The sequence below is a fragment of the Zooshikella harenae genome (genome assembly GCF_018837975.1).
Classification (GTDB): domain Bacteria; phylum Pseudomonadota; class Gammaproteobacteria; order Pseudomonadales; family Zooshikellaceae; genus Zooshikella; species Zooshikella harenae.
The window spans coordinates 38,188-57,287 of sequence record NZ_JAGSOY010000019.1 but is presented as its reverse complement, the minus strand read 5'-3'; the positions used below and the strand labels follow the sequence as shown (position 1 = coordinate 57,287).

Sequence of the window (19,100 nt, the reverse complement as noted above, 5' to 3'; positions counted from 1 at the left end):
TTTTGGTTAGCGATGGAAAAGGCCTTTCCTCATGAGTGAAAATAAAAAGCCCCTTGGAATTACCGATGTTGTATTACGGGATGCACATCAGTCGTTGTTTGCAACGCGTCTTCGTTTAGATGATATGTTGCCTATTGCCAGTAAGCTTGATCAGGTTGGTTTCTGGTCTTTAGAGTCGTGGGGTGGTGCCACCTTTGATTCGTGTATTCGCTTTTTAGGCGAAGATCCCTGGCACCGAATTCGCGAGTTGAAAAAAGTCATGCCAAAAACCCCTCAGCAAATGTTGTTACGGGGGCAAAACTTGCTTGGATATCGTCATTATGCGGATGATGTAGTAGAAAAATTTGTTGAGCGTGCGGTTAAAAATGGCGTAGATGTCTTCAGGGTATTTGATGCTATGAATGACCCTCGTAACTTACAGACTGCACTGGCGGCTGTTAAGAAGCAGGATAGGCACGCACAAGGGACTATCTCTTATACAACAAGTCCTGTACATACTATTGAAAACTGGGTGGATCTAGCTAAACGTATTGAAGATATGGGGGCTGATTCGATAGCGATTAAGGATATGGCGGGCATTTTAAAACCCTATGATGCTTTCGAGCTGGTTTCTCGGCTAAAACGCTCACTGTCAATTCCTATTCAACTGCATTGCCATGCAACAGCAGGGCTTTCACCGATGACGCTGATGAAAGCCATTGAGGCAGGCATTGATAACGTCGATACAGCTATTTCTTCAATGAGTATGACGTATGGCCACACACCCACTGAATCGATAGTGGCTGCATTGCAAAATACTGATCGCGATACAGGACTGGATCTGTTATTGCTTGAAGAAATCGCTGCTTATTTCCGTGATGTAAGAAAGAAATACGCCAAATTTGAAGGTAAATTAAAAGGCGTCGATTCTCGTATACTGGTGGCACAAGTTCCAGGTGGTATGTTGACGAATATGGAAAACCAGTTAAAGGAACAAGGTGCCCTGGATAAGTTTGACCATGTATTGGAAGAAATTCCCAAGGTTAGGGAAGATTTAGGGCATATTCCCCTTGTGACGCCTACTTCACAAATTGTGGGTACTCAGGCAGTACTTAATGTGCTTACTGGTGAGCGTTATAAAAATATTTCAAAAGAAACTGCCGCCATCCTTAAAGGTGAGTATGGGGCTGCGCCTGCTGCTTTTAATGCAGATCTTCAGAACAGAGTACTGGATGGCAAAGAAGCTATCACCTGTCGTCCAGGTGATTTAATTCAGCCGGAAATGGACAAGCTGCTTAAAGAAGTGGCAGAGCTAGCTAAAGAAAAAGGGTTTACCTTGGCTGATGAGCTAGTGGATGATGTGTTGATATATGCATTGTTTCCACAAGTGGGTTTGAAGTTTTTGCAGAACCGAGGCAATCCTGATGCCTTTGAACCAGTGCCAACAGGGGAGGAGATTGCACCTGCTCAGGCTAAAACAGCACCACAAACTGTCAATGGAAACGAGGTTTATACCGTCAAAGTCAATGGTCAGGCTTATGTGGTGGAAGTCGCTGAGGGGGGGGATATTCAGTCTGTAGCCGCTGTTCCTGCTGCCGCGAGTACTAGTCAGAATGCTGGCAGTGGTGAGCCAGTAATAGCACCACTTGCAGGGACTATTTGGAAAGTGCATGTCACACCAGGACAAACCGTACAAGAGGGTGATGTACTGGTGGTGTTAGAAGCAATGAAAATGGAAACAGAGATACGTGCCCATAAAGCGGGTAAGGTTATCACTGTTAATGTGAAGGATGGCGATGCGGTTGTAGTGGGTGATCCGCTGCTGACTCTGGCGTAATAAAGGTGTAGCTCCAATGGAAAAACTCTACGCACTTTGGCAAGGGTCAGGGCTGTATAATTTAAGCATTGGCCAGTTTGTAATGATATTAATTGGTTTATTGCTGTTGTTTCTTGCCATTCGTAAAAACTTTGAGCCTTTGTTATTAGTACCCATTGGCTTTGGAGGCATTCTTGCCAATATTCCTGAGGCTGGTTTAGCTTTTTCTGCCTTGGACAAAGCCTTATATCAAGCAGCTCATTACCTGGCTTCTGACGATATTGGTTTGCAGCAGCATGCACAGCATGTGGTAACAGCAATTGCGGGAGCTTTGCAATCAAAAACGACAGATCCTTTATTGTTGTTAAAAGAGTACGCTACAGCCAGCCACCATTTACAAACAGCTGCAATGAATACGGCACTTGACTTACAGTATAATCATGGCGTGCTGTACTATTTTTATGCAGCCGGAATTGGTAGCGGTGTCTTCCCACTCTTGATCTTTATGGGGGTGGGGGCAATGACTGACTTTGGGCCGCTCTTAGCCAATCCTAAAACGTTGTTTCTAGGCGCGGCGGCTCAGTTTGGCATTTTTGCTACGGTGCTAGGAGCACTTGGTCTTTCTGCGACAGGGTTGATGGACTTTTCCGTGGCTGATGCTGCGGCAATTGGCATCATTGGTGGTGCAGATGGACCTACAGCGATTTATGTGTCTAGTGTTTTAGCGCCACAGTTGTTAGGGGCAATTGCAATAGCAGCTTATTCTTATATGGCTCTGGTCCCATTGATTCAACCTCCTATTATGCGAGCGTTGACCACAGTAGCTGAGCGAAAAATTGAAATGACTCAGCTACGTCATGTATCAAAAACAGAAAAAATATGCTTCCCTTTAGTGTTGCTTATTTTGGTCGCGTTATTTATACCTGATGCTGCGCCGTTATTAGGAATGTTTTGCTTTGGTAACTTAATGCGTGAATGTGGCGTTGTTGACCGGTTAAGTGATACTGCACAAAATGCTTTAATTAATACCGTGACTATCTTTTTAGGACTATCGGTTGGCTCTAAGCTGGTTGCTGATAAGTTTTTACAAGCAGAAACCTTAGGTATTTTGGCTTTGGGTATTGTTGCTTTTGGTATTGGTACAGCAACAGGTGTACTAATGGCTAAATTAATGAATAAAGTCAGCAAGCATAAAATTAATCCACTAATTGGCTCTGCAGGTGTGTCAGCTGTACCAATGGCTGCTAGAGTATCAAATAAATTGGGACTGGAAGCTAATCCACATAACTTCCTGTTAATGCATGCCATGGGACCTAATGTGGCAGGTGTTATAGGCTCTGCAGTTGCTGCGGGTGTTATGATTAAGTACGTTTCTGGTTTATAAGTCACCTGTGCGTCGTCCTGAGTTGTGGACGACGCCCAACCAAGCACAAGCACATGGATGCGCACATTGAATTTTCCTGGCTGACCGCCATTCTTATTGGTCTTATTATTTTATTAGCCGTCTACTTTCATATCGCAGCCTTTCAGCCTCGAACTGTTAATCACGCGCCAACGCTACTCACCAGTATTGGTATTTTTGGGACCTTTTTAGGAATAGCCTTAGGTTTAAAGAATTTTGATACGACTGATATTCAAGCCAGTGTACCCATGCTTATTGAAGGGCTTAAAACTGCTTTTTGGTCATCTATTGCGGGGTTAAGTGCTGCACTGACCATAAAAGCACGCTTTGTCTTAAGTAAGCCAAGTCGAGCAGAAACAACACACTACCAGACTCAGCTTGAGTTATTAGGCGAAGTTCGGGATGCGATTCAACAACAAGGTAATAACCAACAACAGGCCGTTGTTGGTATGCATGATGACCTTAAACAGGCTATCGTTCAGTTGCAGTGTATTTATGAACAGCACCAGCAGGCATTAACGGCTAAGCAAACGCAGGCATTGCAATCAAGTTTGCGCGAACTATTGATTGAGTTTAATGAAAAAATAGAAGTGCAGTATGGTGAAAATTTTCAAGCGTTAAATAAAGCCGTTGGTGGGATGCTTGAGTGGCAGCAAGTCACCCGACACCAGCTGGATGAGTTTATGGCACAGCAGCAGGTATCCCTGCAAATAATGACTGAAGCAACCGCGGCTCATGAACGTGTGGTTAAGCAAACCAGTATATTTACTCAGGTGTCTGGTGCACTTGAACAATTACTGGGGGGGTTAGAAAAGCAAGCAAAAGGGCTGGAAGATTATCTTCAGTTACTGGGTACGATTGTTAATTCGGCATCCAGTGGTTTACCGAAACTGGAAGAGCGAATTATCAGTTTAACATCGGGGCTGGCTGATACACTAACGATGAACCAGCAGCAAATGAAGCAGTTAATGACAGAAACAGCCAATGACCTTGTGATGGATCATAGAAATTTAAGCACCCAGTTACAGCGTTATCAACAGGTATTGGACAAGCAGGGAGAAAGCTTAGTCGGACTGACAGAAAAACACTGGCAGCAATTAGATAGTGTATTGACATCTCAGTTAAATAAGTCACTTGAAACCTTTGGTTATCAATTAACCGCATTATCAGAAAAGTTTGTCAGTGACTATGCACCGTTGACAGAAAAATTACGGAAAATAATAACAATCGCTGAAGCTATGGATGCTTAATGCTATACCCTGTGCTAAAGGGACGGCCGATATATAGGTAAGGGTTTTACGATGTTTACTGAAGAGCATGCCGCAGAGAGTGAATCTCATTGGGTAGCTATGAGTGATTTAATGGCTGGCCTGTTAATGATTTTTATGTTGATTGCGGTGTTGTTTGTGGTGGTAATTGAGCATGAACGTAATAAAATTCGTAATGTGGCGCTTATTTATCAACGGTTAAAATTGGATTTACATACACGCTTGTATGCTGAATTTAAAGATGATTTGCCCCGCTGGGGAGCAACATTAAGCGATGATGCCAGTATTCGGTTTAATAACACCGATATTTTATTTGATCGAGGTAAAGCAGAACTTAAAACAGAATTTCAATCTATTCTTGCTGACTTTTTTCCTCGTTACTTAAAAATTATTACCGATGATGACTTTCGAGGTGCTGTTGAAGAGGTAAGAATTGAGGGGCATACTGATAGTGGTTGGGATAATGCCTTAAATCAGGATGATGCTTATGTTAAGAATATGGCTTTATCTCAGTCAAGGACACGAACAACCCTTGCTTATTTGCTTGCCCTTGAACAGGCACTGGTACAGCAAGAAAAGCCGTGGTTAAAAGCGCATTTGACGGCAAATGGGTTGTCTTCTTCTAAGTTGATTTATACAGAAAATCATGAGGAGAAAAGTGCACAGTCACGCAGAGTTGAGTTTAGGTTAAGAACCAATGCTGAGGAGAGAATCGCTGAAATTATTGAGGGTATTCAGTGAATGAAGCTGATTAATTTTTTAACATTTGAGCCTTTTAATCAGTTAAGAGAAAAAATAGGGACTAAGAAACTGGGTTATTTCGAGCTATTTAATCCAGAAAAACACCTGACAGGCAATGAGCGAATCACTTTATCTGAAGACAGACTTACGATTGATAGTCAGCATTTACGGAAACTCTGTGATCAAACAATAGCCTACAAAAATAGTCGAATTATTGTAGCTGGTACTGATCAAACTTTGCACATTAGTGGGTGCGAGGTGATAGAGCGGGTGTGTAAGCAATCAGAATCCCTGGTGATATCGGCTAATGAGAATTTGTTAAATACAGCAGAGTTTAAGTGTTTTTCTATTTGTAATTTGTGTCTGCAAAAAATTCGTTACAAAGGGTTTGATCAACGAATTAAGCGTAGGGCAGGGTACAACCAACTGATTCAAAGTCAGTTTTCGCTTTCGGCATTTTTTTTAGCCTATCCACCCTACCCGCTTATATTTTAAAAGCATGTAGTCAAACATGCTATAACAGCAAACAGCATTACTTAATATTGATTATAATCATGCTTAGGTTGAAATATACCTATTTGAGGTTGATTATACTGGCGTTTTTTCTTGTAAGTGACACGAGTATTAGCGTTGTTATTACGTCGGCTTGTATAACTATTATCTGTAGGCTGGTAATCGTGTGTATTACCTGATGTATAGTGCCGGTTGCCCCGCGTCGTGTATGGATATTGACCTTGACCTTGACTTTGACTTTGTTTTTGGTTATTTCGGTGGTTATAGGTTTTAACTTCCTGCTGTTGAGGGTAATAAGTGTCATCAGGCAACTGTTCTTGGGCCTGTTGCATGTTGTGGCGCATCCGATAGGGGTGGCCATGTACCCGACGAGGGCGTTTGGGTTTTTCTTCCCGTACTTGTTGAGGTTCGGGTGGTTTTTGACCAGTAAACTGTTCGTAGACTGTAGGGTATAAATACTTTGGCATACTAACTCCGGCTATTGATTAAGCCTGTTCACTACTTTATTTACGAACTAACCTGTTAGTGCTAATTTCGCAGCTTTTCGTCAGAAATATCTGGTTAATCAGGCATTAACTAATTAACAGACGCTTTAAAAAGACAGAAAATAAATGGTTAAATTCTGACAAAATAAGTTCGTTATAAATAAATCATAAAAATAATTATCTTCTAGCAGCATATGCTACTTGAAGCATAAATTCGGGGTTATTCTTGGTTCGACAAGAAACTATAAACTTAGAAAAGCTTTACACGAAGCATTTACTGTGTTGCTTTAATGTATGATTAATGGGTTGATTGCAATACATTGTCTTCCAAAGAAACAAGTAACTTCTTAATTTCATATAAATAGAAATGCAACTATTAAATTCTACCAATGGTAACCACTAACAAGCTTCCTTAGCACGTTAAAATGAGGAAAAACCATGGTAAAAACAATGCAGAGGCTATTTGGGTCCTTTGGCTCTGCAGGTTCTCTCTTTGCTTCTTACTGTAAACCGAGTATAGGTGGCTCGATTAGCCAGTAAAACAGGCATATACACGCTTAAAGTCGTATATTTTTATGGCCTACTACGCTGAAGCTACTAAGACGTCTGCGATTCTATTATAAAATCGACTGAATCACAATACAAAAAATTATATTAGATTAATGACGACTGAAATCATGCTGCAGGAATGCTATAGAACGTGTTTCAAACATGCTGATACTATGGCAGTAAAGCATTATGCAATTGATGCTTTCTAAATATTCGTGCAGCTTTAAACTGTGTGTTAGCCAGTTGTTCTGCAATTATCAAGGATCTTTAATCATGTTGCATCTTTGCTAGTCTTTTTACGCTGTTTTATTTGATGCTTTAATTTATTGGTTATCATGATGATTAACAGGCTTAGCGAAGTTTTTGTATACCAACTATTTGCCAGCTGTCATCGTTGGTGAGCTTCTCCAAGTGCCAAAGATGAGCATAGGCAGTCACATCTTTTTGATCAGACTGTTTCATCCAGCCGTGAAACTTAATACTGAGCATACTGATATCTCCCATATGACTGGCATGTGTAATATCGTTGAAAACAGTGACAATAGATGAAGAAGGCTGGCTATCGATACTGTCCCTTTCGCTCAATAGTTGTTCAAATAATTCAGGTGAGGTGAGATTGGCTAGTACACTGTCATTGTGAGTCAAAAGTGCAATATGGAGTTGTTTAAAGTGCTCTTTGGCTTGCTCTAAATATTGTTCGGGGTTGAAATCCGGAGGCAGATCAAATTGGTTATAGTGAGGGTTAACTTGCTCGGCTTCCAGAGAGGCAAGTGCTTGGACTGCTGCTGACCGAGTATTGGGTTGAGGAGGCGGATTGGCAACTTCCTCCGCGACAGGATCTAGACCTGCAGCGGTTGCTGGTTGTTCAATAGGCGACGATGGTATCTGGCTAGTTGAGGTGGGTTCTGTTGTGAAAGATGATGGGGGGTGTACCTTTGGCTTAGCAGATGGTTGTTGAGTTTGAACTGGGGGGGTGTAAGGAATTGTGATATCCCTACGAGCAGGCTGTACACTTGGTTGCGGTTGCGGTTGCGGTTGCGGTTGCGGTTGCGGTTGCGGTTGCGGTTGCGGTGCAGAATAGACTGTACGTTGAGCTTGAAGCTGTAGGTTGCTTTCACGTAATCCTGTTTCTACTGTGTAGTGATCATTACGCAGTGATTGTTCTGCAAAGGTTGGTTCTTCTCTGACTCTGCTATGCCCTTGAGAAGGTGATGTTCCTGATTGACGTCTGAGCCAGAAGACCACCAAACAGACGGCGCAAGAGAGGATAACAATATCCACCAGCTCAAGCCCATCAAAATCACTGCCATAAAGCAACCAGGCCACTAGTCCAGAGCCAACCATATTTGCCAGTATACGGTCATCCTTATCAGAATCCGCTGCTGAGGATTCATGTTGTTCTGTCGAGGGGGCGGGTGGTGCTGCCTCTTCAGCTAAGAGTAGGGGGCAGTGGAACATTATACTGACAATGCAGTATAGGATAGCCAGTTGCAGACGCTTCAATGCGATAGCTCCAATTTTCAAACAAGGTTACTGCTAAAGATGAAATTATGCCCAGTCAGGACGTTTGCTGCAATTGGCGTTTATCTTCAGGAATGTGGTGGGTGTCAAGAGTAACAACTTTTGTACATGTTAATACCTGGGTAAACCTTGGTTCTGGCGAGTCGAGTTTTTGTCTAGGGGGGCCTCATTGAAAGTCAAGTACTTCTTCAGATGTCTTGTTTATTCACAAGCCGTTCAATAATCGTTCTAATTACATCAAGAGAAGACGTATTTGGGGGGAGCGAGCTAATTTAAGCAGGTGTGCAGTTTTGGGACTTAGTGCTGCAAATCCATTAATCTGTCAGGGAAATTTTTTTGCAACATGACGTCTTAGTTATGTTTATAATGTAAAAGCTCACCCTTAAAGTATGATAAAACAGGGAATACTGAGGTATTTCATGAAGTCAATTGATGAACTCTCCGCGTTTTATGTAGATGCATTTGCCGAAGGTAAGGGCGATTTGGTTAAGCAGAGCGAACTGATAGGCAATACCCTTTATCAAAGTGTGCAGAAAGGACTGCTGGTTTGGTTAGCCGCAATCATTATTGCTGCGTTAGTTTTTTCCAGTAGTACATGGATTTTATTTTTTATTTTAATCTCCGCAGCTGTTATTGGCTGGTTGTTAAATGACCAGTATAAGCAGGCTAAACAAGCATTTAATGAACGATGTTATGCTGAAATATTTCCCAAACTTGTTAAGTTTGTTGATGGAAATTTACACTACGCTTCTGCACGTGTTGTTTCGCAACATATTTTCACTGATGCAAAGTTTATCCCTCTGCCATTCAATACTTATTCTGGCCAAGATTACTTGTCTGGAGAGTATGATGGTGTTCATTTTGAAGCTTCAACTATTGTTGTGCAGCATCAGAATGAGTCTTCAAACCCTGTTATTAAATGCTTAGCTCAAGATAAAGCACTGTTTGACGGCGTATTGATTCGTGCAGAGTTTGAGCAGGCTAATGATAGTCAGGTTGTCATTTTGCCAAAATGTAAGCCAGATTTTGATCCTGAGTATTTGGATTCAAAATGCTATGCAAGGTTGGAGCGTTACCATACAAAGTTTGCAGAGTTTGAGCGAAGTTTTGTAGTACTTGCTTCAGATCCTATGTTAGCCAAGACCTTACTATCAGAACGTTTTATGCTTCGGGTACTGTCTTTGCAGCAAAAGTTTGGCAATAATGTGTATATCACGGTTGAAAAGGGTCATATTACAGTTGCTGTAAATGGTCTGCATATATTTGACCGTTCCAGAAATATATACTTTGAAAACTTCTATGCTGATGATGTTATGAGCTGGTATGGAGATTTGATGCGCGTGTTTACTATTTTTTATGATCTTGGTTTGACTTCCCGCGCATCGTAATCAAACACGTTGAGTAACAACAATAGCGTGATTTTTTTTCATAAGTGAAGTAAATCCCTGCTGTTGTTACTCACTTTTTTCTACAGATCTAGATGATAAACTAAAATAAGCACTAAGGATTTAGCCACCACTGACTATAACGGTCAGGGTAGACAGGACGTATATCTTCTTTCTCTATATAACGTTTTCCTTGCTTACCTTCGTTATCTGTGATGATAACAGTCAGTTTGATGGTATTGATGGGGTAACGGAAACGGTAAATGCCACGACCACTTAAAGATTCATCAATAATGATCCGGTCAAAGTCATTAAATACTTTGATATTGCCTCCTGCGATAGGGGTACCTTCCTGACTATATGCGCGAACAGTAATGTAATCGTTGATGGCTGAGAAATATACGGCAAGAGGATATTTAGCATGCATTTTTTCAATGTGACTGCAGCCAGTAAGTATAAAACTTAACCAACAGGCGATTAAAAAGTAAATTTTCTTCTGCATTGCCTTGCCCTTACTCTAGAGTTGATTTTGGTGTTTTGTTATCAAATAATTGTGTATTCGAACTCTTAGTGTGCGTGTATTGGACGACAGTTCAAAGGTTGTTAAAGGTTTAAGTGCACTGCGATAAACAGTACTCAAAGTGTAATCCTTTACAATATGCATTCTTCCCTCCTGTAAACATAGCTAAATTCAGTACGATATGGGTTTAAACGTCAATCGAGTCAGATGACAGTGATGTTAAACCGTTTTTTTATGGCAACCTTAAAAAATGAATAACTTATTGATTAACTGCAATTACGCAAAGCAAGGAAGGAGAAGATGGCTGGAGTGGCTTAATGAGTGCCCGCAACTTACAGGCACTATTATGAAAAACTTGCTGTATTACTACAGGAAAGTAACAATTTAACTAATTAAGGAGTGTATTTTAGTCTTGATAAGGTCAATGGCTATTCGGTTCTTGCCACCATGAGGAATGATTAAGTCTGCATATTGGCGGGAGGGTTCGATAAATCTTAAGTACATGGGGCGAACGGTTTCTTGATACTGGGAGATGACCATGCTGATATCTCGACCTCGGCTGATGATATCTCTCTGTAATCGTCTGAGTAAACATATATCGAGTGGCGTATCCATGTAAAAGCGAAGGTCAAACTCTTCTCGTAACTCAGGGGTAGCTAATAGCAAAATCCCTTCAATAATGACAACCTTGGTAGGTTGAACTGTTCGTGTTTCTGTTCGGCGATTGTGGATGGAATAGTCATAAACAGGAACTTGTACTGAATTACCTTTTTTAAGCTCCTGCATGTGCTGGATTAACAAACCATGGTCGAGTGAGCGAGGGTGGTCATAGTTTGTTTTGACTCGCTCCTCCATGGTTAAGTGGCTTTGGTCTTTGTAGTAAGAGTCTTCAGAGATAACAACCAAGTGTTTTGATGGTAATTCTTTGGCCAGCGTCTGTGCTAATAAGCTTTTACCAGATGCTGATGCGCCAGCAATACCCACTAATATCGTTTTTTGAGACATCGATTACAGCCTTAGAGAACTTGCACGATACAGAGTCAAAATTTTTGCGATTCTACTGAAAATTCTATGTGAAGTGCATCAGTTTTTTTACCTATCTGTGTTATTTGCTTGTTTATTAAAGAGTCAATGATTGGTAGGGCAATATCTGTTGCTAGGTATTACAGGCTATCTCTCCTACGCACTCAGTCTTTGATTAACCATTAAAGGAGACTGAAACCAATGACATTGCTTAATAAGTGACTGGAATGATGGGTATCAATAAAGGGAGACTATTCCTGCTTTAATAGGTCCGATCAAAAGAGAATAATGAGTCTATGGTGCTTTTATATGCACAATTAGTATAAATGTGTTATTTTTTATTATTATTCAATAGCTTAAGATTCCGGTATGCTTCCGCGTCAAAACGCAAGTCCCAGCGGGTATGTTTTATAAGTAAGTGTAAAACAGGTCTTGCTGGACATAGACTTCTGTGGCGATATCACGAGGGTAATGAAATATTATCAAGGTGAAAGCTCATTACCCTGCCACTACATATCGGTATCCTTAGTTTTAGTAGGTGAACTTTTATGAGCAATAGTATGCTGCAGCGTACCCTTTGGGTGTTATTTCCACTAATGGTAATGTTGTCAGGGTGTGAGCAGTCATCAGAAAGTGCTACTGCAGAAAAAACAATTAGAGTGGGCAGCTCTGGCAGTTACTATCCCTTCACCTTTGTTGAAAAGGATAAGTTGCAAGGTTTTGAAATTGATCTTTGGAATGAGATTGGTAAACGTCAGGGGTATAAAGTTGAGTTTGTAACGGCTAAATTTTCGGGTTTATTTGGCATGTTGGAAACAGGGAAAATCGATACGATTTCAAACCAAATTACCATTACAGATAAGCGAGCAAAAAAATATTTATTCTCTGATCCTTATGTTTACGATGGTGCTCAGCTGGTTGTTCATAAAGATAATACATCTATTCATGGTATAAACGATTTAGTGGATAAAAAAGTTGCTGTGAATTTGGGGTCTAACTTTGAGCAGGTTTTACGGAACTCGTCAGTTGGAGACCAAATAAATATCACTGCCTATGATGGTGGTATGGAGCAAGATGTTGCGATAGGCCGAATGGATGCCTTTATGATGGACAAAGTATCTGTATTGGCATTGATTAAAAAGTCTAATTTACCTTTGAAATTAGCTGGAAAACCTGTTGAAACAATTGCTAATGCTTTACCTTTCAAAAAGAATGAGGCAGGACAAAAGCTTCAACAGCAGGTTAATAACGCGCTGGAAACAATGCATGCAGATGGTTCCTTGGCTCGTATTTCAAAACACTGGTTTGATGCGGATATAACGGCGAAACCATGATTCAATTTGATGTACATTATGCACTAGAGTTACTACCAATAATTCTAAAGTATTTGCATATTACTCTTGGTATGGCTGCTATATCGCTGGTAATAGCCCTGTTAACAGGGTTATTACTGGCACTGATAAAAGTTTTTAAGTGGTCAGGACTGGTTTGGTTAGCCGATCTTTTTATTTCGTTTTTCAGGGGCACACCTTTATTGGTGCAGCTTTTTTTGTTTTATTATGGCTTACCTCAATTATTTCCGGCATTAAAAGATATGACAGCCTTTCAAGCAGCTATTGCCGGATTGAGTTTGCACTTTGCTGCTTATATGGCAGAGAGCATGAGAGCTGCGATATTAAGTGTTGAGTCCTCACAACGAGAGGCTGCGTTAAGTATTGGTTTAACTGAAATTCAGGCGATGCGTCGTATTATTTTGCCACAGGCAGCACGCATTGCGATTCCTCCGCTAATGAATAATTTTATTGATTTGCTTAAATCAACATCGCTTGCATTTACGCTGGGCGTAGCCGAAATCATGGCAAAAGCACAGTTAGAAGCTGCGAGTAGCTTTAAGTTTTTTGAGAGCTATTTAGTTGTGGCTTTAGTGTATTGGTTTGTTGTGGTGTTATGCACTAAAGGACAACAGTGGTTGGAAGTGCGGCTAAGCCGGGGGTATCGATAGATTATGATTTCGGTAAGTGGACTCAGCAAAACGTATGGGATGCAAACAGTTTTTAATGACTTAAACTTTTCGATTAAAAAGGGGGACATTATTGCTATTATTGGTCCTTCGGGTACAGGAAAGTCCAGTCTTTTACGTTGTTTAAATTACCTGGAAGTGCCAACTTCTGGCAGTATAACCATTGATGATTTAACTGTTGATAGTGAACATTATACAAAGCAGCAAGTATTAAAACTGCGTCAATATACATCTTTTGTTTTTCAGAACTTTGCTTTATTTAAAAATAAAACTGCAGTACAAAATATTATGGAAAGTCTGCTTGTGGTAAAAAAGATGCCTTTTGTTGAGGCTGAAAAAAAAGCTATGAGTATTCTTGCTGAAGTGGGATTGGCGGATAAGCATGATGTGTATCCAGCTATGTTATCTGGAGGACAACAACAGCGAGTAGGCATTGGTCGTGCCTTAGCAACAGAAAGTAAGGTCATGTTGTTGGATGAACCTACGTCGGCTCTAGATCCTGAAATTGTTGCTGATATTTTAACGCTTCTACGTCAGCTTGCCGAAAAAGAGATGACAATGATGGTGGTGACTCATGAGTTACGCTTTGCAAAGCAGCTTGCCAGTGAAGTGTGGTTTATGAGTGATGGTGAACTCGTGGAGCAAGGTACACCCCACGAGCTATTCTCGTCACCTAAGGATCCACGTACGCAACGATTTTTAGAGCACCTTGGGGCTTAGTTTAGCCTTCGTGGTTGCCATGGGGGGTAACCACAATATTGCCTGCAGCACCAGGTTGCATAACGGCTTGATGAGCTTTAGCGGTATCGCTTAAAGCAAATACATCTCGAACAACCGGATCCAGCAATCTCTGAGATAATCCACTGAATAAATACTCTTGTGCTTCTGACAGTTCATCTGGGCTGCTATTAAATAGTGCCATACCAATAATCGTTGCATCCTTTGCCATCAGTAAGCGAGGATTAATACTGACTTCACCGCGACTGCCAATCACAATGACTCGACCATTAAAGGCGAGTGCTGGCAAATCATGACCTAAATTTTTATTGGCTAGCATTTCTAAAATAATGTTAATACCTTTGCCAATAATATTTTTAGGAAGAAGTGTCAGATGGTCTGCTTGGTGATGATCAATGACATGATCCGCTCCTAATAAGGTAAGCAGTTGTCTCCCAGAATCACTGCCAGCACTGGCAATCACTTTTAAACCATGGGCTTTGGCAATTTGTAACGCTGCTGTTCCTACACCACCAGAGGCACCGTGAATTAATACTGTTTCACCGGGTTTAGCCTGAGCCTTTTGAATTAGTGCACGATAGGCAGTGGTATAGGGAGTACCCAAACAGGCACCTTGGGCAAATGTGATGTTATCAGGCAATGGATGAACCTGAGCGATTTCACACAACGCATATTCAGCACAGGTTCCTGTAATACTGCCTGTGCAATAGACCCGATCACCAACGTTTAAATGTTGAATATCATCGCCTAATGTTGCAATAACACCAGCGCCATCTTTGCCCGGTGTGTATGGAAATTGTGCCGTATAATTATTGCTTCCAGCGCGAATGTAGGTGTCAACAGGATTAATGCCAGCCGCCATTATTTTGATTAAAACCTGGCCTTTTGCCACTTGAGGTGTGTCTGTGACCTGTTCTTGTAATACATCTGTATCACCATGTTGATGTACACGAATAGCTTGCATGTTATGTCCCTCAATACACTTGTATTGTGTATGTATACCCTTCGCATTAGGTATAGTTATACATTATCTGTATTAACAAACTGAATATCATCCACAACTATTCCTGCGGTGGAGTAATACCAGCGAATATTAAGATCCCAAAGAGATATACCGTGGTAGCGAGGTTGTTCGCTCTCTGGTACGGGCTTATTACGTAGATAAGCTGGTCTTGGGTCTTGAGCGAGTATTTGTTGAATAAGTGAACCCAGGACTCGGCCAGTTTGTTTTTGATAGTCGGCACAAAACTGCTGCGTATCTGCAGTGAATAAAATTTGCAGCTTGTTTGGACATTGCTCATCAAGAGGTTGGTCAGCATAGCCATAGGTTGCATCAGTAATGACATCAGCATAAGGCAGATAGGGTTTAATATCCACAACAGGTGTTTTATCTAAAAAGTCTACACCACTTAGTTTTAAATAAACTTCACTGTCTTGAACACAGATTTCTTCTAGCTTTACTGCTGAAAGTCCTAAAGGGTTTGGACGGTGTGTGGATCGGGTGGCAAAAACGCCTAATCGTTGTTTGCCACCAAGACGGGGAGGCCGAATAGTGGGTAACCAATCATCACTTTGAATCTGATGAAAAATGAACGTTATCCAGATATGTGAGAATTGCTCAAGACCCTTGATGGCTTCTGCTCGATTATATGGTGGTAAAAGAACTAGCTCTGCTGTTGCTGCTGGAGCTAGCCTTGATTGTCGTGGTATGCCAAATTTTTGTTTGAAACAGGAATGGATAATACCAATAGGCTTTAAATGAATGAGGGCAATAGACACGGAGTGAAACCTGTTTTAAATCAGCACAGTTAGCCGCGTTAACAGCGGCTACTCAGCATATAATTCATCTTCAGCAACTGCAAGGGACTCAGCAGCAATACAGTCAAAAACTGAAATATTTTCCAAAGGCGTGTCATTGCTAAGTGCCCAGCTTAGAGTGGCAAAATCCTGCCATTTAGGACCCCGCTTTTGACTATTATTAAAAGCCCATAATGCTAACCGAATAAAACGGGCTTGCCATTTTGTACGATATGGCTCAAGTAGATAGCTAACAAAAGGGCCTTCGTGTTGTTCTTCTAAAACATGTTGTGCTTTTTTAACCGTGTCTGCATCATTTTCAAACCACATCAGCGAATCAAAGTTTCTGACAACCCATAATTTATTTCTGCGCATAGCTTGCTGTAAGGCGTTAGGAGTGAATATTTCAGGGTGTTCTTTTTGCCAGCGAGCCATAATATCTTGATAATCAAGTGGTTGGGGTTGCCATTGCTTCAGTCCACAATATTCTAGCGTCATCAAAACTTCTGCTGTGAGCGGTTGGCCTGACTGTGAGTTTAAGGCTAAAAAATGAGGTAATACTGTTTGTAAGTAGTTAATAGAAATAGGTAATGTATACACTTCCTGTCGTAAATGACTAATAATGTTTTCACAGCTGCGCTTAGAACTTAAGGGGGTTAACCAGCCGTCAATAATCCCTAGTTTTTCTTTAAGCAAAATACCAATGAGTCGGTATTGCCCATATTCTTTGCATAAAATGACGATTGATTGGGCTCCAGCCCCATCTACAGCAGAGCTGAATACTTTTTCGATATGAGCTTTTTTGGGTACTTCATATTGGGCACAGGGTGTGCCAAGTTTTCTGACGTTCCGAATTATGCGGTCTAGAGTGGCTTGCTCGGACTTTTCAATCCAGTTTCGAATGGTAATGAGACGGCGAAGTCCTAATGGTGTCACTAATCGTTGGTACTGTGGGGTTTGCAGTAACTTAAGTAAGGTTTGTCGTACTTCTTTTTGTTTGTGAAGTAAAAATAGTAGCGTACCCTCTCTAATATCATCATGATGAGTTTGTAGTAATGACTGGAGTAGAGGGTCTAATATGGAATCACGAATAAAGGTTAACTGCTCAGCAAATAATAAATAGAAGTCGTACTCTGTTTGGATTGCTTCTTCATCAAGTAACAGTTGAAGGGCTTCTTGAGGCTCCATAGTGACAAGTTCTGAGGCGTGATCTACTTTGTCGGAATAGTAGTCAGACTGCCAATCTTTAGTTTGCTCAACAAACTCTTCATCCATTGGTAAGTCAAGGCTTGCAAGAAGGCCAATAATACTCATCATGGCCTCGCCATTGACACCTTCATGACTCATGTAACTTGCAAGTTGTTGTTGAACTTGTTGCCAGCCAGATTCTGCATTGGTTCGACCTTCTCGAATGTCAATCATCAGCTGTAGTAAGCTGGCAAACAGAAGTCGTTCAAAGGCTTCGTTATGATAGGAGGATGAGGGGGAAGTCTTAGATGATTCTAAGCCAATGGGTAAAAGCTCACTGATAAAGTCGGCAGGTGTCCGCCAGCCCATTGAATAAATAGCGCGCCAGTCTGGTGCTGTTGAGTCGCCTGCTTGTTCAATTTCTTGTGCTACTGATGCTAATAACTGAGCTGCAAGAGCTTGGTTAGATGGCATGTATAATTAACCTTTCTTTTGAAACGTGCTACGAGTGATTAAACACGGATAGTCACTCTAGCATCAATATATTGTGAAATAAATCTACTTTTGCTGAAGCCTTTGAAGGTTGTTCTCAATTTAAATGTGAAATAGAGACTTGATCAGCAGTTTGTATTTCATTAATCGTGTATAAAATACTCACTGTCAGTTTTGATACTTCTTACCAGATTATTTCGATTGATCAATTAAGTAAAACGAATAATTAAGATACATCATAACAGCTAAGTCAGGTTAGCTGTTTGCAGAAAGCGAGCACGGAGACTCATCATGGCGTTTTTAATCATTACCCTTATTAGTTTGTTGACGCTAGCAGCCGCTATACTTGCTTGTGTTTTGTTACCTCAGTGCTTTTGGCGGTTGAATGATGAACTTCGTGAACAACTACTATTAGCGCAAGTCTTACCCTTTGGTTTTCCTGTGTTAGGAGCCGTATCCACACTTTGTGTTTTTCTCATGTTTTTATTATCTAAACCAGTATTTATTGCTGCTGTTATCATGGTGACTGTGGCAGCAGGCCTTTTCTTTGCTGGCTTTTATATGATTCCGCAATTGGTCCAAAGTTATAAAAATCGAGAAAAGCAAGTTTATGGAGCAGAACAGCTTGTTCAGCAGTGGCAGTTTGCCTGTGTTGGTACTGCAGCAGGTGCTGCCTTATTAAGTGTCGTTGTTATTGCTTTAATCTAGATACTCTCTAAAAACAATATTCTTATCTAACCTCTAACAACATCTGCCAGTAAAAAGACGACTATTTGACTGGCAGAATTTTCCCGCCAAGATTTCTGAAAAGATACTATTTCTACCTGGTTTTACTTTACTTAGTAAGTCTCACAGAAAATAATTATGTTATTGGCCTTCAGTTAGTCAGTAGGCTTGGTTTCGGCAATAAGTTTGGGTGTTAAGTGTTCTTTGTAAAGCCTCTGGTCTAGCTGGATGTCGTGCATTAAATGATGCAACATATTTCTTTCTACATCACTTCTTACTTGTCTTGGGTAGTGGGATGAGCCAGCTAAAAAGCCAAGTGTAAAATACCAAGTTTCGAATTTATCGTAGTATTGGTAACGTTTAAGGAATTTATTTTGATAGAAAACTTCTGCTGTTAGTGTGCTGGCATATGTGACTTTTGCTGGGATTAACCAACCTAACATAGCTGTAGAGTAAAACCACAGCGAACCCTCTTCATGGAGAGAATCACTCCAATCGACAGTAAGTTTTATTTGGAATGGACTTGTTTGACTTAGGCTATAACTTGGTGGAAGGCCAAGTGACTTTGCAAGGTGGTATATATCATTACTCGTGCGGTATGCTGCTCCAAGAGGTGAAAGTTGCCCATTACTAAACGAAGTTACCCTTACTGTCATCGCTGGCATCACTTGTGGCTCAAGTGATTTTGGCGGACGCGTCGGTAGCAGGTCAGATTTAATTGCACATCCAGACATCATACTGGTTATGATGACTAAGATAGATAAAGACTTCATATAAATAAAAGCGTAACGGTAGTGGGTTTTTACAACATGCTCTTTTTTTAGTCTATGTTCCATAGGGGAAATGGACGCAGTAGGGTTATTTCGAGCGAAATAGAGCACATAACTGAAGAGGTTTATTTCTCCTCAGCTATGATAAATCGTTTTGATTGTTATGT

Annotated in this window: 18 protein-coding genes; 10 read left to right on the top strand and 8 right to left on the bottom strand. The window is 40.9% G+C overall.

The genetic code is table 11. The features are described from left to right. The first annotated feature begins 31 nt into the window (after window positions 1-31). The 5 genes from oadA to KCG35_RS10170 are packed head-to-tail and all read left to right on the top strand — an operon-like array spanning window position 32 to window position 5,701. On the top strand, window positions 32-1,816 hold the full coding sequence (gene oadA, locus KCG35_RS10190; RefSeq protein ID WP_215819587.1) for a sodium-extruding oxaloacetate decarboxylase subunit alpha: 1,785 nt from the start codon (window positions 32-34) through the stop codon (window positions 1,814-1,816). A gap of 16 nt (window positions 1,817-1,832) precedes the next feature. Continuing rightward, window positions 1,833-3,179 carry a sodium ion-translocating decarboxylase subunit beta gene (locus tag KCG35_RS10185; protein ID WP_215819586.1) on the top strand — a complete coding sequence of 449 codons (1,347 nt, stop codon included), beginning with the start codon at window positions 1,833-1,835 and terminating at the stop codon, window positions 3,177-3,179. Window positions 3,180-3,232: 53 nt separating this feature from the next. Further along, window positions 3,233-4,447, top strand: coding sequence for a hypothetical protein (locus tag KCG35_RS10180; RefSeq protein ID WP_215819585.1), 1,215 nt, complete (start codon window positions 3,233-3,235; stop codon window positions 4,445-4,447). 51 nt (window positions 4,448-4,498) lie between these two features. Beyond that, on the top strand, window positions 4,499-5,206 hold the full coding sequence (locus KCG35_RS10175) for an OmpA family protein (protein WP_215819584.1): 708 nt from the start codon (window positions 4,499-4,501) through the stop codon (window positions 5,204-5,206). After that, window positions 5,207-5,701, top strand: coding sequence for a hypothetical protein (locus tag KCG35_RS10170; RefSeq protein ID WP_215819583.1), 495 nt, complete (start codon window positions 5,207-5,209; stop codon window positions 5,699-5,701). Window positions 5,702-5,742: 41 nt separating this feature from the next. On the opposite strand, the gene KCG35_RS10165 is transcribed toward KCG35_RS10170, so the two are convergent. Together KCG35_RS10165 and KCG35_RS10160 are read right to left on the bottom strand one after the other, a co-directional pair. Next, complete coding sequence (locus KCG35_RS10165; protein WP_215819582.1) at window positions 5,743-6,186, bottom strand: hypothetical protein; 444 nt, start codon at window positions 6,184-6,186, stop codon at window positions 5,743-5,745. A 918-nt stretch (window positions 6,187-7,104) separates the two neighbouring features. Next, the gene (locus KCG35_RS10160; protein WP_215819581.1) at window positions 7,105-8,277 is read right to left on the bottom strand and encodes a Tim44 domain-containing protein; all 1,173 of its coding nucleotides are present in this window, start codon (window positions 8,275-8,277) and stop codon (window positions 7,105-7,107) included. Window positions 8,278-8,693: 416 nt separating this feature from the next. Between KCG35_RS10160 and KCG35_RS10155 the strand changes: the two genes are divergently transcribed. Next, window positions 8,694-9,662 (top strand): DUF3137 domain-containing protein, encoded by a 969-nt coding sequence (locus tag KCG35_RS10155; RefSeq protein ID WP_215819580.1) that lies wholly within the window; start codon window positions 8,694-8,696, stop codon window positions 9,660-9,662. Window positions 9,663-9,774: 112 nt separating this feature from the next. Here KCG35_RS10155 and KCG35_RS10150 read toward each other — a convergent pair whose 3' ends face one another. Then, window positions 9,775-10,161: a hypothetical protein gene (locus tag KCG35_RS10150; RefSeq protein WP_215819579.1), complete on the bottom strand. Its 387-nt coding sequence runs from the start codon at window positions 10,159-10,161 to the stop codon at window positions 9,775-9,777. A gap of 402 nt (window positions 10,162-10,563) precedes the next feature. Then, window positions 10,564-11,184 (bottom strand): uridine kinase, encoded by a 621-nt coding sequence (gene udk, locus KCG35_RS10145; protein ID WP_215819578.1) that lies wholly within the window; start codon window positions 11,182-11,184, stop codon window positions 10,564-10,566. Between the two features lie 566 nt (window positions 11,185-11,750). On the opposite strand from udk, the gene KCG35_RS10140 reads away from it, so the two are divergent. The 3 genes from KCG35_RS10140 to KCG35_RS10130 are packed head-to-tail and all read left to right on the top strand — an operon-like array spanning window position 11,751 to window position 13,942. Beyond that, window positions 11,751-12,536: an amino acid ABC transporter substrate-binding protein gene (locus tag KCG35_RS10140; protein ID WP_230409121.1), complete on the top strand. Its 786-nt coding sequence runs from the start codon at window positions 11,751-11,753 to the stop codon at window positions 12,534-12,536. After that, a complete protein-coding gene (locus KCG35_RS10135; RefSeq protein ID WP_215819577.1) occupies window positions 12,533-13,204 on the top strand; it encodes an amino acid ABC transporter permease in 672 nt (223 codons plus the stop codon). The genes KCG35_RS10140 and KCG35_RS10135 overlap by 4 nt, the downstream gene beginning before the upstream one ends. A gap of 3 nt (window positions 13,205-13,207) precedes the next feature. Next, complete coding sequence (locus KCG35_RS10130) at window positions 13,208-13,942, top strand: amino acid ABC transporter ATP-binding protein (RefSeq protein WP_215819576.1); 735 nt, start codon at window positions 13,208-13,210, stop codon at window positions 13,940-13,942. Between the two features lies 1 nt (window position 13,943). On the opposite strand, the gene KCG35_RS10125 is transcribed toward KCG35_RS10130, so the two are convergent. Genes KCG35_RS10125 through KCG35_RS10115 form a run of 3 tightly spaced genes read right to left on the bottom strand, consistent with a single transcriptional unit; the run spans window position 13,944 to window position 17,419 of the window. Next, the gene (locus KCG35_RS10125; RefSeq protein WP_215819575.1) at window positions 13,944-14,924 is read right to left on the bottom strand and encodes an NADPH:quinone reductase; all 981 of its coding nucleotides are present in this window, start codon (window positions 14,922-14,924) and stop codon (window positions 13,944-13,946) included. Between the two features lie 56 nt (window positions 14,925-14,980). After that, window positions 14,981-15,739, bottom strand: coding sequence for a tRNA (N6-threonylcarbamoyladenosine(37)-N6)-methyltransferase TrmO (gene tsaA / locus KCG35_RS10120; protein WP_309227345.1), 759 nt, complete (start codon window positions 15,737-15,739; stop codon window positions 14,981-14,983). A 48-nt stretch (window positions 15,740-15,787) separates the two neighbouring features. After that, window positions 15,788-17,419 (bottom strand): Y4lR C-terminal helical domain-containing protein, encoded by a 1,632-nt coding sequence (locus tag KCG35_RS10115; protein ID WP_215819574.1) that lies wholly within the window; start codon window positions 17,417-17,419, stop codon window positions 15,788-15,790. A 309-nt stretch (window positions 17,420-17,728) separates the two neighbouring features. On the opposite strand from KCG35_RS10115, the gene KCG35_RS10110 reads away from it, so the two are divergent. Continuing rightward, a complete protein-coding gene (locus tag KCG35_RS10110; protein WP_215819573.1) occupies window positions 17,729-18,145 on the top strand; it encodes a hypothetical protein in 417 nt (138 codons plus the stop codon). Window positions 18,146-18,318: 173 nt separating this feature from the next. Here KCG35_RS10110 and KCG35_RS10105 read toward each other — a convergent pair whose 3' ends face one another. Continuing rightward, entirely contained in the window at window positions 18,319-18,999 is a 681-nt protein-coding gene (locus KCG35_RS10105) for a hypothetical protein (RefSeq protein ID WP_215819572.1), read from the bottom strand. Window positions 19,000-19,100 lie beyond the last annotated feature (101 nt).

Excerpts from the sequence above, each read along its gene's own strand:
- oadA (WP_215819587.1), top strand. The coding sequence starts at position 32 with ATGAGTGAAAATAAAAAGCCCCTTGGAATTACCGATGTTGTATTACGG.
- KCG35_RS10185 (WP_215819586.1), top strand. The coding sequence starts at position 1,833 with ATGGAAAAACTCTACGCACTTTGGCAAGGGTCAGGGCTGTATAATTTA.
- KCG35_RS10180 (WP_215819585.1), top strand. The coding sequence starts at position 3,233 with ATGGATGCGCACATTGAATTTTCCTGGCTGACCGCCATTCTTATTGGT.
- KCG35_RS10175 (WP_215819584.1), top strand. The coding sequence starts at position 4,499 with ATGTTTACTGAAGAGCATGCCGCAGAGAGTGAATCTCATTGGGTAGCT.
- KCG35_RS10170 (WP_215819583.1), top strand. The coding sequence starts at position 5,207 with ATGAAGCTGATTAATTTTTTAACATTTGAGCCTTTTAATCAGTTAAGA.
- KCG35_RS10165 (WP_215819582.1), bottom strand. The coding sequence starts at position 6,186 with ATGCCAAAGTATTTATACCCTACAGTCTACGAACAGTTTACTGGTCAA.
- KCG35_RS10155 (WP_215819580.1), top strand. The coding sequence starts at position 8,694 with ATGAAGTCAATTGATGAACTCTCCGCGTTTTATGTAGATGCATTTGCC.
- KCG35_RS10150 (WP_215819579.1), bottom strand. The coding sequence starts at position 10,161 with ATGCAGAAGAAAATTTACTTTTTAATCGCCTGTTGGTTAAGTTTTATA.
- udk (WP_215819578.1), bottom strand. The coding sequence starts at position 11,184 with ATGTCTCAAAAAACGATATTAGTGGGTATTGCTGGCGCATCAGCATCT.
- KCG35_RS10140 (WP_230409121.1), top strand. The coding sequence starts at position 11,751 with ATGAGCAATAGTATGCTGCAGCGTACCCTTTGGGTGTTATTTCCACTA.
- KCG35_RS10135 (WP_215819577.1), top strand. The coding sequence starts at position 12,533 with ATGATTCAATTTGATGTACATTATGCACTAGAGTTACTACCAATAATT.
- KCG35_RS10130 (WP_215819576.1), top strand. The coding sequence starts at position 13,208 with ATGATTTCGGTAAGTGGACTCAGCAAAACGTATGGGATGCAAACAGTT.
- KCG35_RS10125 (WP_215819575.1), bottom strand. The coding sequence starts at position 14,924 with ATGCAAGCTATTCGTGTACATCAACATGGTGATACAGATGTATTACAA.
- KCG35_RS10115 (WP_215819574.1), bottom strand. The coding sequence starts at position 17,419 with ATGCCATCTAACCAAGCTCTTGCAGCTCAGTTATTAGCATCAGTAGCA.
- KCG35_RS10110 (WP_215819573.1), top strand. The coding sequence starts at position 17,729 with ATGGCGTTTTTAATCATTACCCTTATTAGTTTGTTGACGCTAGCAGCC.
- KCG35_RS10105 (WP_215819572.1), bottom strand. The coding sequence starts at position 18,999 with ATGGAACATAGACTAAAAAAAGAGCATGTTGTAAAAACCCACTACCGT.